At 38.6% G+C, this 17,095-nt stretch carries 12 protein-coding genes; 8 read left to right on the top strand and 4 right to left on the bottom strand.

All coding sequences use genetic code 11. From position 1 onward, the window contains the following. Positions 1–51: 51 nt before the first annotated feature. From LVD47_RS11565 to LVD47_RS11530, 8 genes are read left to right on the top strand one after another with little or no spacing between them, the layout of a single operon-like run. Positions 52–3,144, top strand: coding sequence for a SusC/RagA family TonB-linked outer membrane protein (locus LVD47_RS11565; protein ID WP_236976077.1), 3,093 nt, complete (start codon positions 52–54; stop codon positions 3,142–3,144). A 16-nt stretch (positions 3,145–3,160) separates the two neighbouring features. Further along, entirely contained in the window at positions 3,161–4,936 is a 1,776-nt protein-coding gene (locus tag LVD47_RS11560; protein WP_236976076.1) for a RagB/SusD family nutrient uptake outer membrane protein, read from the top strand. A gap of 30 nt (positions 4,937–4,966) precedes the next feature. Then, positions 4,967–6,142, top strand: coding sequence for a sialidase family protein (locus LVD47_RS11555; protein ID WP_236976075.1), 1,176 nt, complete (start codon positions 4,967–4,969; stop codon positions 6,140–6,142). Positions 6,143–6,172: 30 nt separating this feature from the next. Beyond that, a complete protein-coding gene (locus LVD47_RS11550; RefSeq protein WP_236976073.1) occupies positions 6,173–7,330 on the top strand; it encodes a sialidase family protein in 1,158 nt (385 codons plus the stop codon). Positions 7,331–7,381: 51 nt separating this feature from the next. After that, positions 7,382–8,650, top strand: a complete 1,269-nt coding sequence (locus LVD47_RS11545; RefSeq protein WP_236976071.1) for an Nramp family divalent metal transporter — start codon at positions 7,382–7,384, stop codon at positions 8,648–8,650. 22 nt (positions 8,651–8,672) lie between these two features. Further along, positions 8,673–9,674 carry a 2-dehydro-3-deoxygalactonokinase gene (locus tag LVD47_RS11540; RefSeq protein ID WP_236976069.1) on the top strand — a complete coding sequence of 334 codons (1,002 nt, stop codon included), beginning with the start codon at positions 8,673–8,675 and terminating at the stop codon, positions 9,672–9,674. Positions 9,675–9,690: 16 nt separating this feature from the next. Beyond that, a complete protein-coding gene (locus LVD47_RS11535; RefSeq protein WP_236976067.1) occupies positions 9,691–10,350 on the top strand; it encodes a bifunctional 4-hydroxy-2-oxoglutarate aldolase/2-dehydro-3-deoxy-phosphogluconate aldolase in 660 nt (219 codons plus the stop codon). A gap of 50 nt (positions 10,351–10,400) precedes the next feature. After that, the gene (locus tag LVD47_RS11530; RefSeq protein ID WP_236976066.1) at positions 10,401–11,282 is read left to right on the top strand and encodes an SMP-30/gluconolactonase/LRE family protein; all 882 of its coding nucleotides are present in this window, start codon (positions 10,401–10,403) and stop codon (positions 11,280–11,282) included. 238 nt (positions 11,283–11,520) lie between these two features. On the opposite strand, the gene araA is transcribed toward LVD47_RS11530, so the two are convergent. Genes araA through LVD47_RS11510 form a run of 4 tightly spaced genes read right to left on the bottom strand, consistent with a single transcriptional unit; the run spans position 11,521 to position 17,075 of the window. Then, entirely contained in the window at positions 11,521–13,026 is a 1,506-nt protein-coding gene (araA, locus tag LVD47_RS11525) for an L-arabinose isomerase (RefSeq protein WP_236976065.1), read from the bottom strand. 31 nt (positions 13,027–13,057) lie between these two features. Continuing rightward, on the bottom strand, positions 13,058–14,677 hold the full coding sequence (locus tag LVD47_RS11520; RefSeq protein ID WP_236976064.1) for a sodium:solute symporter: 1,620 nt from the start codon (positions 14,675–14,677) through the stop codon (positions 13,058–13,060). 29 nt (positions 14,678–14,706) lie between these two features. Continuing rightward, on the bottom strand, positions 14,707–15,405 hold the full coding sequence (araD, locus tag LVD47_RS11515) for an L-ribulose-5-phosphate 4-epimerase AraD (protein ID WP_236976063.1): 699 nt from the start codon (positions 15,403–15,405) through the stop codon (positions 14,707–14,709). Further along, entirely contained in the window at positions 15,405–17,075 is a 1,671-nt protein-coding gene (locus LVD47_RS11510) for a ribulokinase (RefSeq protein WP_236976060.1), read from the bottom strand. The genes araD and LVD47_RS11510 overlap by 1 nt, the downstream gene beginning before the upstream one ends. Positions 17,076–17,095 lie beyond the last annotated feature (20 nt).

The raw sequence follows: 17,095 nt of genomic DNA, 5'->3' as shown, positions 1-17,095 counted from the left end.
CAATTAAATTTTTTTGAAGTTGAAAACAACGAATTTAAAATCAAAAACACTATGGGAGATTACAAATCAGTAAAATGGAAATGGTTTAAAAGGTTGATTATTCCATTAATCCTGGTCATAGGGATCAGCAGCAGCCTTTTTTCACAAAATACCGTTAATGGTACGGTTACAGATCAAGAAGGGGAAGCCCTAATAGGTGTCAACGTATTAGTAAAAGGAACTGATAAAGGAACGGCAACAGATTTTGATGGAAAATTTGAATTGGAAGATGTAAATCCTGATGGCATACTCCAATTTTCATACATTGGGTATCAGATTCAAGATATCCCAGTCAATGATAACAATATTTTTACAATTGAATTAATCCCGAATTCCGAAATGCTTGATGAAGTCATTGTAGTGGGATATGGTACTCAAAAGAAAAGTGACTTAACGGGTGCTGTCCAAAGATTAGATGCTTCTAAATATGAGACTCAACCTACAACCAATTTTATAGAAATGCTCAACGGAACTGTAGCTGGATTTAATTCCAATCAGGGTACATCTGCAGCCGGTGGCGGAGGCATGGAAATTAGAGGGCAAACTTCACTAAAAGCCAATAATAATCCACTTATCGTATTGGATGGTGTAATTTATAATGGAAGTCTGAGCGATATCAATCCATCAGATATTGCTTCAATTGATATTCTTAAAGATGCGAGTTCCGCTGCTATATATGGAGCAAGATCAGCTTCAGGAGTGATCATTGTAACTACCAAAAGAGGGGCGGAAGGCAAACCCCAAATTAACTTTTCCACAAAATTCGGTGTGGTTGGATTAACGAATGTGATGGAGCCTTTGGGTCCAGATGAATATTTAGAAGCGAGAGGGAATATGTTTTCATTAATATATGGCGATAGGCCGGAATATTATTATACTAACCCTAATAATCTTCCATCTAATCTTTCTGTAGAAGAATGGAAAAATTTTGATGCAACACCCTCTGATGACCCAATAGATATGTGGCTCAATAGGTTGACTTTGACAGGGACGGAGAAGAAAAATTATAATGAAGGAAAAACCATAAATTGGCTTGACGAAGTACTTCAAAATGGGTTGAGACAAGATTATGATTTTAGTATCTCCGGTGGAAGTTCAAAAGTTCGATATTTCTGGTCAGCAGGACATACGAACAATAACGGATATTTGAAGGGAGACCAGTTTAAAACCGTTCGCAGTAGAATTAATGTGGATGCTGATGTCAGTAGTTTTTTAAAGATTTCTGTAAATGCACAATATGCTGACAGAAATCAGGGATTTCAATCAGCTTCATTAGGTAGTGCAATTACAGGTAGTCCTTTTGGACAAATTTACGATGATCAAGGTAGAATGGAATGGTTTACCCACGAAGAAATCGTTTCAAGCAACCCTCTTATTTATTACGAGTATAGAGATGTCTACAATAAAGTACAATCACTCTTTGCCAATACTTCGGCAACAGTACAATTACCTTTTAATATTTCTTACCAAGCGTCTTATACCAATCGGTTCTCTTGGAATAGGAATTACTTATTCGATCCTATTGAAACTCCTAGAGGTGGACCAAACAATGGATATGGTGAGAGAAACAATAGCTCAGTTTATGAATGGCAGATTGACAATATTGTCAAATGGAATAAGGAATTTATGGAAAACCATAAAATTGACGCAACGTTTTTATTTAACTTAGAGAAGTACCAAGATTGGAGCGACAGACTGACTAATTCCCAATTTGCGCCTTCTGATGCGCTAGGCTATCATTCTATTTCTGCAGGGGTTAACCCTTCTTTGAGTAGTAATGATGAATACAGTACCGGAAATGCCTTAATGGGGCGTATTAATTATTCTATGTTTAACAAATACTTGTTGACATTGACCTATAGAAGAGATGGATATTCAGCTTTTGGGGGAGCAAATCCATATGCCGCATTCCCCTCAATTGCTACTGCTTGGAGACTTTCAGAAGAGGAATTTTTCAATGTTAATTGGCTTGATTATTTGAAGGTAAGGGCATCTTGGGGAATAAACGGTAATAGAGATATAGGCAGATATGATGCCTTTGCGAAATTAACAACTGTACAATATATATATGGAAATAACTTGGCAACAGGTGTCCATAGTAGTTCAATGGCCAATAGGGGACTTAGATGGGAGAGAACTGAAGCGTATAATTTCGGATTGGATTTTAGTGCCTTTGATGATCATTTGTATGGTTCCATAGATTATTACGATATGATAACAAATGATTTGCTGTTAGATAGGACTTTGCCCGATATTATAGGGTATTCAAGTGTCGCTTCTAACTTAGGTGAACTTCAGAATAAGGGCATTGAAATAATTCTTAATTCGAGAGTATTAAACATACCAAATAAATTGTCATGGGAGACAGGTGTTGTTTTTTCAGCTAATAGAAATAAAATTACTGAACTGTATGGTGATTTAGTCGATGTATTAGATGAGAATGGAAATGTAATTGGGCAAAGAGAAGCAGATGATATTTCAAATAGTTGGTTTATCGGACAAAGTATCGATAGAATATGGGAGTATAATATTTTGGGGTTGTGGAAATTAGAAGAATCGGATGAGGCTCTGTTATATGGAAGAAGACCAGGAGATTTTAAACTTCAAGATACAAATGAAGATGGTGTATTACAGCCTTTGGATGATAAAGTATTTCAAGGGTATAAAAAGCCTCAATACAGATTGGGATTTCGGAATGATTTGAGAATATTTAACGATTTTAATTTGTCCTTCTTTGTAAGAGCAGACCTCGATTTTTATAGAATAAATTCAATTGATGAAAATTCTTCTTGGATTGATCGAAGGAATATTTATAAAGTACCATATTGGACACCAAATAATACTGCAACTGAATATGCTAGATTGGATACAGAAAAAAATGCACCCTTCAAAGTGTGGAAAAATAGTTCCTTTGTAAGGCTTCAGGATGTTTCTTTATCCTATTCATTGACAAATCACCTGGAGGGAACAGTCATTAATAATATGAAAGTATTTGTCAATTTTAGAAATTTTGTAACTCTTACAAAGTGGGATCATTGGGATCCCGAGTCTGGTGAATCGCCGATGCCTAAGATTTTTAGCATGGGCTTAAATTTAAATCTTTAATCTTCAATTGAATAAAATGAAATCATTACACATATATAGCTTTATTTTCTTTCTTAGTTGTTTACTTTCCGGTTGCGAGGATGATTGGCTAGAGCCTAAACCGTTGTCCATAAATACGCCCGAGAATATTTATGTTAATAAAGTGGGAATGGAATCCGTCTTACTTAGTTTGAGAAAGGATCTTCGCGCAGATTTTTATGGTAATAATCCCATGCCTTTAACACTTGAACTTATTTCTTCCGATATTGGCGTAGCAGGAGAACAAAGACAAGACATGGTGATTAATCATGATTTATTTTCCAACCCGACTCAAGTAGGTGCATGGACTGAATATAGAAACTGGGAAGTTGCTTGGAGTCCTATACGTGATGCTAATGTTGTTATCTCCAGAATAGATAACCCTGAATGGGAATCTGAGGCAGATAAAAATTCTATTTTATCTGAAGCTTATTTTCATAGAGCATATTGGTATTATCGATTGGTACATCAATTTGGAGATGTTCCATTTATTAATATCGAACATACCAGTCCCAAAAATGATTTTACGACCCATTCTAGGGATGCGATTCTTAATAAAATTGAGGCGGATCTAGAGTTTGCTATTCAATGGTTACCTGAAGATGTAGATCCAGGTAAAATCAATAGAGCTGCAGCAAATCATTTACTTACCAAGGTGTATTTAGCGAATAGTAAGTTTGATCAGGCAGTTAATTCGGCTTCAGAGATTATTGATAATGGGAAATACTCCTTAATGACTGATCGGTTTGGTGCCTTTTCTAGTAATGAAAAATTAAATGTTATTTGGGATTTACATCAGAAAGAGAATAAAAGTGCGTCAACAAACACGGAAGGGATTTTAGTCGTGCAGGATAAATTTGGGTTTCCAGGTGCACAAACAAGTGGTACACATACTATGAGAGTATATACACCTTGGTGGAGTCACGCCAGTTGGTTAAAGGATCCTGATGGGAAAAGAGCATGCGTTGACCCAAACTGGGATCCACAAATTTTAAAGTTTGGCAGAGGGGTAGGAATGTTTAGACCTTGTAATTATTCTAATTTTGATATTTGGGTAGATTGTGGGGCTGATTTGAGGCATGATGAGGACACAAATTGGGTTTCAACTGATAAAATATTAATCAATAATCCGGATTCTGATTATTTTGGACAACCTGTTGATTTTTCGGATAGTAATCCTCAGGATTCAGTGAGAGCCTGGTATCCGTGGCCATATTACAAAGTGAATGTTCCAGATGAATTAAGCCCCCAAAAGCCTACAGGTGGAAATAGCGATTGGTATGTTTTTCGATTAGCGGAAACATATTTATTAAGAGCCGAAGCGTATTATTGGAAGGGAGATTTGGCCAATGCTGCGGATGATATCAATAAAGTGAGAGATCGAGCACATGCTCCCTTAATTTCGGAACAAGACGTAACTTTAAATTATATTTTAGACGAGCGGGCCAGAGAATTATATATTGAAGAACCTAGAAAATGTGAACTGACAAGAATAGCCTTTATATTAGCAGAAAATAATCTTGATGGCTACTCACTTAATAATTTTCATGAAAAGAATTATTGGTATGATAGGGTAATAGAAAAGAATGAATTTTATAATGTAGGGAGAATTTGGGAACAATTTGAATACAAAATTAATCCATACCATGTCCTTTGGCCCATTCCTCAATCTGCCATTGATGCCAATAATGGAGGAAGAATCAATCAAAATATAGGATATGTGGGTTATGAATCCAACATAGAACCCCTGTCAGAAATTACTAATGAACAATAAAACATTAAATAAATTAGAAAAATCATCAAAATGAAAAAAATACTCTTCATAAGTGCGGTCATTTACCTGATAATCTCAGGTCCTACAAACACCCTTATCTCTCAGGAGAATCAAAACCTATTTCTAAACTCACCAAAACTCATTAAAGATCCGGGCCTGTATTATAAGTACTCTCCCGACAGCCGCCGATTCACCGGGATTTCGAGTCTCGCCGTGACTAAAGGTGGACACATCTGGGCTGTCTGGTATGCCGGAACCACTCCCGGAGAAGATCATAATAATTATGTAGTAGTGGCTAACAGCAATGACAACGGCAATTCATGGAATGAAGTTTTGGTTATTGACCCTGACAGTGGCGGACCTGTTCGGACATTCGATCCCGAGGTATGGGTAGACCCCAATGGTAAACTATGGGTCTTTTGGGCACAGGGAATAAGCCAGAAGATCCAGGTAGAAATGGAAGGACATATTGCGGGGGTATGGGCTATTACCACCAATGACGGTGATAATCCAATGCCGGAATGGTCTTCCCCCCGAAGATTAGCGGAAGGAGTAATGATGTGCAAGCCCACGGTATTATCTGACGGAGAATGGATATTGCCGGTTTCCACCTGGTTCCTGACCGACAACAGTGCAAAATTAGTAAGCTCCACCGATCAGGGAAAAACATGGAAGGTAAAAGGCGAATGTCATATTCCCGAAGATATCCGCACATTTGATGAACACATGATCATTGAAAAAGATGACCATTCCCTTTGGATGTGGATCCGGACCAAAGCAGGGATTGGGGAAAGTTTTTCAACCGATGTAGGAAAAACCTGGAGTGATATGAAAAATTCGGAGGTGGAACATCCCAGTGCTCGTTTTTTTATCCGAAAATTGAATTCCGGCAATTTACTTTTGGTCAAACATGGCCCCATTTCCGTACGCACCGGTCGCTCTCATTTAATGGCTTTCATTTCAAAGGATGACGGAGAGAATTGGTCAAATGGTTTATTGTTAGATGAACGACCGTCAGTGTCTTACCCGGACGGTCAGCAAACGCCAGACGGGACTATATACATCACCTATGATTACAATCGCACAGGTGAACAAAAAGTATATATGACCAGCTTTACTGAAGAGGATATTTTGTCTCCTGATTACGATAAAAGTATTCTAAAAGTATTTAATAACAGGAAAGTAATAAGCGATGGCGGGAAGTAAGTATTTATTTAGTTTTCTAATTAATCATTAATGAGTGTATCAAAAATAACAATTTTGATTTTATTTTTGGGTTTTTCTACTAACTATGCTCAAGAGAATAAATCCTACCTAGATCCTCCAAAGATTATCGAAAGTTTTGGGGCTAATGAAAAATATCATCCAGAAAACAGAACGGGAACAGGAATTCCCAGTATAGCTATAAGTAAAAATGGAAGACTTTGGGCTGTATGGTATGCAGGAATTACTAAAGGAAATATTGTGGAACGTTGTCCAAATAACTACGTAGTAATTTCTACAAGTGATGATAACGGGAATTCATGGGAAGAAGTTTTGGTAATTGATCCTGATGAAATGGGACCTATACGAGCTTTTGATCCAGAAATTTGGTTTGACCCTGAGGGTAAGCTATGGATTTTTTGGGCTCAACAAATTCGTTCAATTGACAAAATAATGTCAGGCGTATGGGCCATTACTACAGAAGAAGGAGACAATTCAAAACCCAATTGGTCCGCTCCACGTCGTTTGGCGGACGGGGTAATGATGTGTAAACCAACGGTCCTAAATAGTGGTGAATGGGTGCTTCCTGTTTCATATTGGCATAAAAAAGAAGAAAGTGCCAGGGTGATCGTTTCAAATGACAAGGGAAAACACTGGCATGATATAGGCTTTGTAAAGATCCCATTAGACGCAAAAAATTTTGATGAACATATGGTCATTGAAAAATCTGACGGGACACTTTCAATGTGGGTCCGAACTAATTATGGAATAGGAGAAAGTACATCTACAGATAGAGGAAAGACTTGGAGTACATTAAAAAAAGCAAAAGTAAGTCACACCAGCTCTCGATTTTTTCTAAGAAAATTACGGTCAGGAAAAATACTACTTGTAAAACATGGCCCCATTTCCATTCAGACAGGTCGAAGCCATTTGATGGCATTCATATCTGAAGATGATGGACAAAGTTGGTCAAATGGATTGCTAATCGATGGTCGTTCAGACGTATCTTATCCAGATGGCGATCAGTCGGAAGACGGTACTATATTCCTCACCTATGATTACAGTAGAAATGACAAACAACATATACTGATGACTTCATTTAAAGAGGATGACATTTTAGCATCTACCAGTGATATAAGTATCTGGAAGGTATATAATAACAGAAAAATAATAAGCGATGGTGGAAGATGAAACAGTGTATAATACGCTGTTTCATCTTTACAGAATATTTAGATAGAACATATGAATAATAAAAAAACAACTTTATTAAACCGTCTATGGCTCATCCTTCTTTCCGTGGGTCCTGGTATATTTTGCATCGGCTACACTATAGGTACCGGAAGTGTAACCGCAATGGTCAAAGCAGGAAGTGAATACGGGATGCAACTACTCTGGGTATTGGTCCTTAGTGTCGTTTTTGCAGGCGTATTAATGGAAGCATACGGGAGATATGCAGTAGTAACGGGTGATACAGCTATACATAGTTTTAGGAAAAAATTTAAGTATGGTCCCGCTATTGCTATAGCCGTCATTATTGGCGTAGTCACCGGGCAACTGAATTCATTATCCGGAATAGTTGGGTTATCAGCTAATGCCATTTATGAGTTAATCCATGTCTTCTTACCAAATACTTCACCTGAAAATTACTGGGCGGTTCTGGGGATTTCCATCTTTATTTTAATCGTATTATATGGATTCCTTTGGATAGGTAAATATAGCTTCTTTGAGAAAATCCTGGTAATCTTTGTTACCCTAATGGGGATTTGCTTTATCATTTCCATGTTTGTTGTAATGCCGGCACAAAAAGACATATTATCGGGGTTTATTCCATCCATTCCTTCTAAAGAGGGAGGCAAACTTATGGTTGCAGCTTTTGTAGGAACAACAATGGCTGCTCCCACTTTCGTGGTCAGGCCTTTGTTAATGAAAGGTAAAGGGTGGGGAATAGAAAATAAAAATTCACAATCAAAAGATGCATTTATCTCGGCACTCTTAATGTTTCTGATAAGTGCATCCATTATGATCACTGCCACTGGAGCATTATATTATGATGGGAAAGTAGTTGACAAAGTATTGGACATGATTTATACACTCGAACCTGTTGCAGGAAAGTTTGCATTGATACTTTTTGTTGTTGGCATTCTGAGTGCAGGTCTCTCCTCAATCTTTCCGATACTCATGGTGGCGCCATTATTGATAGCTGATTACAATAAAGGAGAATTAGATACTGATTCACGTCAATTTAAAATCATAACAGGTGTTGCAGCATTAATGGGGTTGGTGGTCCCGGTTTTGGGAGCCAACCCGATAGCCGCTCAAATCGCTACGCAGGTAGCCAATGTATTTATTTTGCCATTGGTGATTATTTTAATTATATTTCTCATTAACAATAGGAAGCTGATGGGAGCACATCGAGCTGGTATCGCGCTAAACATCGGGCTGATTACTTCATTGATTTTTGCTTGTTTTATCGCATATAATGGGGTGATCGCTTTGCTGGATTTAATTTAGTCCATATTAAAACTTAGAATTTTTGAAAAAAATTATATTGTGCTGTGATTGGGGTACCACTTCTCTAAGAATCAGATTGGTTAATAGTCCCAACGGAGAATTATTGGATGAAGTACGTGCTAACCTTGGCATTGCAAAAGTGTTTGATGCCTGGAAAAACCAGGCAACCCTATCAAACAAAAATCGCATTGAATTTTATCTACAGGCCCTTACTCCTTATATAAATACATTACTCAATCAATCGGAGGTTCCCAATCGTGAAATACCCTTGGTAATATCCGGTATGGCTTCCTCTTCTATTGGAATGAAAGAACTGCCGTATGCTGACGTTCCATTTGGTATTGATGGAAGAGATACAGTAGTAGAAGTTTTAAATCGTCCGCAAGGTTTTGATCATGAAGTCCTGCTCATTTCCGGAATTCGTACTTCAAACGATGTCATGCGGGGGGAAGAAGTCCAATTAATAGGGATGGAAAAGCTTATTTATTCCTTTTCATCCGCTGAAGATATTCTTATTATTTTACCAGGGACACATTCCAAACATGTACGGATAAAAGAAAATAAAATCGTCAATTTCGACACCTTTATCACCGGAGAATTATTTGCCTTGATGAACCAAAATGGATTATTAAAAGAAGCGGTCAAGGCTCCTCATGTATCAAATAATGCAACCGATTGGAAATATTTTCTTGAAGGTGTCCACTATTCAGGTGAAGTGGGTGTCCTACAATCCCTTTTCAAAGTAAGAACCAATGATCTATTTCGAAAAACTAATAAAGAGCAAAATTATTTTTTCCTAAGTGGATTGTTAATTGGTTATGAATTGAGATCATTAAAAACCAGGACACATACATTATTAATACTATGTTGCCAAAATGGACTCTTTGACTTTTACAAAAAAGCAATTGAATTTCTGGATATGAGTCATTCAATGTATATGACCGCCCCTGAAGAAGTAGACCAGTTTACAATCTTTGGCCAATTAAAGATTTTTGAAAAACACTTAATTCAACGATTGAAATAATTTATATTCGTATCCCATGTTTGATCATAAAGATTTTCACAAAACCCCCATCATCGGTATCCTTCGAAAAATTAACTCATCTGCGCTACCTTACATTCTGGATACATATGTCAACGCAGGACTTACCACGATAGAAATCACAATGAACAGCCCCGAAGCAACAGATCAGATCAGATACGCTGTTAAACACTTCGGTGACCAACTCTATATAGGTGCTGGCACGGTCCGGAACAAAGACGAACTAAAATCTGCATTGCAGGCAGGGGCCGGATATATCGTGACTCCTAATTCGAATGAAACAGTGATTAATTATTGTAAAGAGTTACAAATACCCATATTTCCAGGAGCACTTACTCCTACCGAAATCTACAGGGCTTATTCCCTCGGGGCAAATATGGTTAAGGTTTTTCCTGCTTCTGCTATGGGGCCAGGATATTTCAAAAGTATATTAAGTCCTCTTGACAACATTCCTTTAATTGCCACCGGAGGCATAACCAAGGAAAATATGACTGAATACCTAAAGGCTGGTGCCACTGGTTTGGGTATAGGAAGTACCCTTTTTGATAAAGAAATGATTCTCAGAAAGAACTGGACAGGATTACAAAATCATATGCACGACTTTGTCGTGAATGTAAATGTCCTTAAAAAACAAACAAATCCAGAAATAAAAGAGTAATAAAAGCTCAGAAATGTATATTTGGCACTGAAAACATAAAAATCACCCTAATGAAAAAAGCCGATTTACTCATAGACCAAAAATGCTCCCTGGGAGAAGGCCCTATCTGGATAGCTGATGAACAAAAACTCTATTGGGTGGATATTCTGGGAAAGAAAATTTTTTCTGCCAACTCTAGTGGAGAAGACATTATAGCATACGATTTTCCCGATTATGTATCAAATATCTACGATACCGATTCTCCGGGAATATTAATTGTTGCTTTATCCGATGGGTTGCATATATGGGACACAGAGAAACACGAGGTTAAGCCTTATGCTCTATTCGAAAATTACAATCCGGAATTGCGTACTAATGATGGATTTTGTGACCCCAATGGCAATTTGTGGATTGGAACTATGGCATTGACAGAAGAAGACGAAAAAGGTACATTGTATATGTTGGATGCCAATAAAGAATGGCATGAGATGCTGACCAATGTAAGTATTTCCAATGGCATTCGCGCCAATACCTCCGGAAATGAAATATATTATATCGATACGCCCACCCATTTAATTCGTCAATTTAATTTTTCCCAGAGTGAAAATACCTGGACTTTTGGCAAAAATCTTTCCGAGATTGATAATGCCAAAGGACACCCGGACGGAATGGCAATGGACACTAACGGCAATTTTTGGGTAGCTTTATGGGACGGTAATTGCGTAGTGTGTATCGATCCTTCTAATGGAAAAATTATTGACGAAGTAGCGGTTGACGCACCACATGTATCAGCTTGTATATTCGGCGGCAAAAATTTATCAACACTTTTTATAACTACCGCCAGAAAAGATATGTCTGATGAGGAATTGGAACAATTCCCGAGTGCTGGCGGCATATTTAAAATAGAATTGGGTATAAGTGGCTCTGAAACTTATAAAGTTAGATTAACCTGAATTCGGCGAATTTTTAGGATTCAAAGTATCTGAGGATATGGAGGTTCGACTAAAAAAGGGGGATTACATAGTGGACTATTAAGTGCTCTTGTCTGGAAGAAAATAGCTATTTTCAGTTAGAAACTCCATAATACAAATTAGCATACCTGGATCGAGAAAGCGAATCTACATTGTTGCTTCCTTCTGAATCTATAACTATTTATAAAGCCCAGGTTAAACAATAAATACGTGCTTTCTATTAATAATGTTTGCTATTCAAATGATAATAAACATCATTAATTTTCATATCTTGCCTAAATCGATTAATATCCAGACTATTATCAATCACCAAACATTCTATATCTGCCAACTCTGCAAAATCTCTCAATTCATCGATTGAAACATTTTGACTCAAACAAGTATGATGAGCCCCTCCTGCTAAAATCCAGGCTTCGGTTGCAGATTGAAAATTAGGCTTAGGTTCCCAATAGGCTCTGGCAACTGGCAAATTGCTTAAAACGTCCTCTACTTCCAGACACTCAATAGCATTTACTATAAGTCGAAAACGGTGGCCAAGGTCAATGAGAGAAACATTGACACAAGACCCACTATTCCCATTGAATACCAATCGAACTGGATCTTCTTTACCACCTATGCCAAGTGGTCTTATTATGCATTGCGGGACTTCAGACGAAATAGAAGGACAAACTTCCAACATATGCGCACCAAGCACGCAAGATTTTTCCCCACCATAATTATAGGTGTAATCTTCCATAAAACTAGCTCCCCCCGACCGGTTCTCACCTAATATTTTCATAAACCGGACCAACGCAGCTGTTTTCCAATCCCCTTCCCCTCCAAATCCGTATCCTGATTCCATTAATCGCTGAACGGCTATGCCAGGCAACTGCCTTATTTCTCCCAAATTTTCAAAAGTATCCGTAAAAGCTTCAAATCCCCCGCTTTCCAGAAATGATTTTAATCCCAACTCAATTTGTGCAGCGTGATACAGGGATTGGTTTTTTCTCCCTCCTTGTTTAAGATCGTCTTCTATAATATAACTATCATAGTATTCTTCAACAAGATCTGAAATACTGAGATCAGAAACATTTTTAATATGCTCTTCCACATCATCCGGACCGTATCCATTAACAGTAAATCCAAATTTAACCTGTGCAGATACTTTATCTCCTTCGGTAACAGCCACCTCTCTCATATTATCTCCAATTCGGGCTATTTTCATTTTTTGAAAACATTCCCAGGCAACTACTAAATCCATCCAGTTACAGATTCTTTCACAAATCCCCGGTTTTTTCCAATGACCTACAATGATCTTGCGATTCAATTCTAATCGCGTAAATATAAATCCAAATTCTCTGCCACCATGTGCCGATTGATTTAGATTCATAAAATTCATGTCTATTCGATTCCAGGGGATTTCAGCATTGTACTGGGTATGAAAATGCAACAGTGGCTTTTGAAGCCTCTTCAGACCTTGAATCCACATTTTAGCTGGTGAAAAAGTATGCATCCAAACCACTATTCCCGCACAGACATCTGAATAATTTGCTTCTTTTATCGTCCGCGTAATATCATCACTTGATGTCAATACAGGTTTGAATACCAACTTAACATGGCATTTACTATCAATATAATGACATATTTCTTTAGCCTGAATCTGCACTTTTTCCAACGTCTCTTTACCATACAAATGCTGACTTCCTACCAAAAACCAAATTTCGTTATACCTTTTTTGAAAATTCATTCTAATGTATGTATTCAAAGATTAAATGAAGTTATCTTCCATTGAAAAGGATCATTATTGCGACTACAATTATTAAGACTATTACGGATGCTATTACATCCCAACGAGAAAAACTCCTTGCATTTGCTCTTTTATCTTCTTCCGATATGGTTCCAAAAGTTAATCCCTGTAATTTTTCAGGGCTTGGTCTTTGGGTCACCAAACTAACACAAACAGCTATTACTACACATAGTAAAAAGAAGTAAGCACTAAACGTTAAAAAATTCATCGATCCAAACTGATACGCCCACCCACCGGGAACTAATGAGTCAACATTAAGTTCCAATACCAACCGAACAACAGCGATCACTAATCCCGCCAGGAGGGTGGCCATTGCTCCTTTAGAATTAATTCTGGAAAAAAAGATTCCCAATAAAAATACAGCAGTAATAGGAGGAGCTATATACGATTGGACTGATTGTAAATACTCATACAAAACACCGGAAATATTTTGCATGATTGGAATCCATAAAATCCCTAAGACCACTACTATTCCGGTGGCAATTCGGCCAATTTTCAACAATCGTTTCTCCTCGGTACCAGGAAACAATTTCTTGTATATATCTACTGTAAAAATGGTTGAACACGAATTAAATACTGATGCAAGTGAACTCATGAGGGCAGCCATCAATCCCGCTGCTACCAATCCCCGTAACCCCGAAGGCAAAAGCGTTGTCATCAATGCAGGGAATGCCTGGTCAGGAGTATCCCAATTGAGCTTTCCTTGTTGTTTTAATGCCAACGCAACAATCCCGGGTATAAGAAACAAAAATATAGGAAGTAATTTCAGTAGCCCAGCGAAAATAGTCCCCCTTCTTCCTTCAGTAATATTCTTTGCTGTAAGGGCCCTCTGTACGATGTACTGGTCGGTACACCAATACCAAATCCCCACCACAGTACTTGAAATTACCAGACTGGGCCAGGGAAAATCGGGATCAGATGGCGGTCTCCACATATCCAGGTATTGAGGGGTTACTTCTGCCTTCAAAGCTCCCCAACCTCCCACTGCATCTAATCCCATAAATGTCAGGAACCCTGCTCCTAATATAAGGACAATGGTCTGCAAAGTTTCGGTATACACTACTGCTCTCATACCTCCCAATATCGTATAGATACCTGTCAATATAACCGTTGACAATGCGCCTACCCAAAATGAGATTCCCAACAAGGTAGATACCACAATTCCACCCGCATAAATCGTCACAGACACCTTTGTCAAAACATATGCCGCCAGTGAAAAAACGGAAAGAAACCAACGGGCTCCGGAGCTAAATCGAATCTCCAGAAATTCCGGCATAGTAAACACCCCACTCCTCGCATAAAATGGTAAAAATACCCACCCCAACATAATGACCAACCAGGCATGGAGTTCATAGATCAACATGGGCATCTTGTCCCCGGCGCCGGCTCCAGCCAATCCGACCACATGCTCTGAACCAATATTGGAAGCAAAAATGGAAGCTCCCACTACAAACCAGCCTATATTTCTTCCCGCCAGAAAATAATCCTCCGTATTTTTTGTCTTTTTCCGAATAACCCACCAGGCAATTCCCAGAAGGATAATAAAATAAATGGCTATGACTATCCAGTCAAATAATTGAAGACTTTTCATCCTGTATTGTATTTATAATTTCATAGTTGTCAGTCTTGTCCGTAGTAAGAATTGGGACCGTGCTTTCGCTCATAATGTTTATTAATGAGCCCTTCTTTCAACTTTTGTGCATCAGGATTAATTTGCCGTGTAATAAATGCCATTTTGGATATTTCCTCGCAAATGATACTGTTGTAGACAGCTTTACTTACTGTAGCACCCCAGGTAAAAGGCGCATGATTAGAGACGAGGATCATTTCAACGTCTTTCGGGTCAAGATTTCGTTCCGCCAGAGATTGGGTTATCTGGTAACCGGTCATTCGTTCGTAGTCCCCGGCTATCATTTCATCACTCATAACGGGCGCACATGGAATATCAACTACCAAATGATCTGCGTGGGTAGTCCCAAGGATAGGTACATCCTTTTGCGACTGTGCCCAGGCAGTAGCATAGGTAGAATGTGTATGTACCACTCCACCAATTCCTTCCCATTCCGTATACAAAACAGCATGGGTCAGTGTATCCGAAGAGGGTCTCAACTCCCCTTCTATTACTTTTCCATCAAAGTCAACTATCACCATATTTTCAGGAGACAATTCTTCATAAGGGACACCACTTGGTTTAATAGCAAAGACTCTACGATTATGGTCTGCGGCACTTGCATTACCAAAGGTAGCTATTACCAACCCATTGGATTTAAGAGCCATATTAGCCTTATAGGCTTCATACCTTATTTCGTCAAAATTCATTAATAAAACTTTTCTTCTACAAAATCTGCCATTTTCACATATTGAGCATATAGTTTTTCATAGCGATAAGCATTTTGGGGGTCAGGTACAAATTCCGTTTCAAAACCGGAACCCATTTTTTCCATTGCTTCCAGTACATTATTGTAAACGCCCGAAGCAGTAGCGGCAAACATCGCAGCACCCATAGCACAGGTTTGCTCTTCTTTTGCTATTCGAATCGGCCGATTCATAACATCAGCCATTATTTGCATGATAAATGGCGATTTCTTGGCTACCCCACCAAGTCCAATCAGCCCTTTTATTGGGACGCCTTCATTTTCAAACCTCTCAACAATTCGGCGAGCTCCATAGCAGGTAGATTCTACCAAAGATCTAAATATTGCGGGTGCGTCACTGGCCAGGTTTAAGTTTGATATCCAACCTTTTAATTCCTGATTAGCATCCGGGGTCCTTCTCCCATTCATCCAATCCAGGGATAATATACCATTGGCTCCAGGTTCAATGACGGAAGCATCTTCAGACAATTGGATCAATAATTTATCATACGTTTCTTTCTTTAATTGGTATTTTGCTTCACTACTCAACAAATCCATTTCCTCAATAAATTTCGCAACACCAAATCCTATGACATCACGGAACCAGGCATAAATATCACCAAATCCCGATTGCCCTGCCTCCATTCCCAAAAATCCCGGAATTACTGATCCGTCTACCTGCCCACATATACCTCGGACCAGTTTTTCATTTTCCTCCATGGGTGCAATCAGTATATCACATGTTGAAGTTCCCATTACTTTACTGAGATAATATGGCTCTACCTGTCCTCCTACCGCACCCATATGCGCATCAAAAGCACCTATACCAACATGCACATCGGTACTTAACCCCAATATACGGGCCCATTTTTCAGATAAATTACCAGCAGACTTTTCCGAGGTAACAGTCTCCTGGAACAATCGATCTACCAAACCATCCAACAGGGGATCAATGGATGCAAAAAAGGAATTGGGAGGCAATCCTCCGAATTCTCTATGCCACATGGCCTTATGACCGGCAGCACATCGACTTCTCTTCATTTTCGATATGTCATCACCTCCTGTCAACAAAAACGTAATCCAATCACAATGTTCAACCCAACTAAACGCATAGTCTCTTACCTCGGGATTAGACCGAATAGTCTTCAATATTTTAGCCCAAAACCATTCCGAGGAGTATATACCACCGACATATTTAGTATAATCGACTTCACTTACAGATGCAGCCTCATTTATTTCTGCCGCTTCCTTAATAGCCGTATGGTCTTTCCAAAGTATAAACATGGCATCGGGATCATTCTCAAAACGCGGAAGTAAGGCAAGGGGTGTTCCTGTCCTGTCAACTGCTACAGGAGTGGAACCGGTTGTATCAATAGATATTCCTTTTACCGAATCGGCTAATTCGGGAGCAGGCAAAAGACATTGCCGTATCACATACTCCAGTCCCTCCATATAATCAAGAGGATGTTGGCGAAATTGATTTTTTACTGAATCGCAATATCTCCCTTCCTTCCAACGGGGATACTCGAATATTGCTTGAGAAATCACATTACCATTCTCACAATCTACCAGAAGCCCCCTTACTGAATCCGTTCCAAAGTCGATTCCGAAAACACAATTTTTTATATCTCCCATAAACTCTCTATCAAAGTAGT

The organism is Membranihabitans maritimus, assembly GCF_021729145.1.
Taxonomy (GTDB): domain Bacteria; phylum Bacteroidota; class Bacteroidia; order Chitinophagales; family Saprospiraceae; genus Membranihabitans; species Membranihabitans maritimus.
Note: the sequence above shows the minus strand (reverse complement) of the source record. Positions and strands in the feature narration are given on the sequence as shown.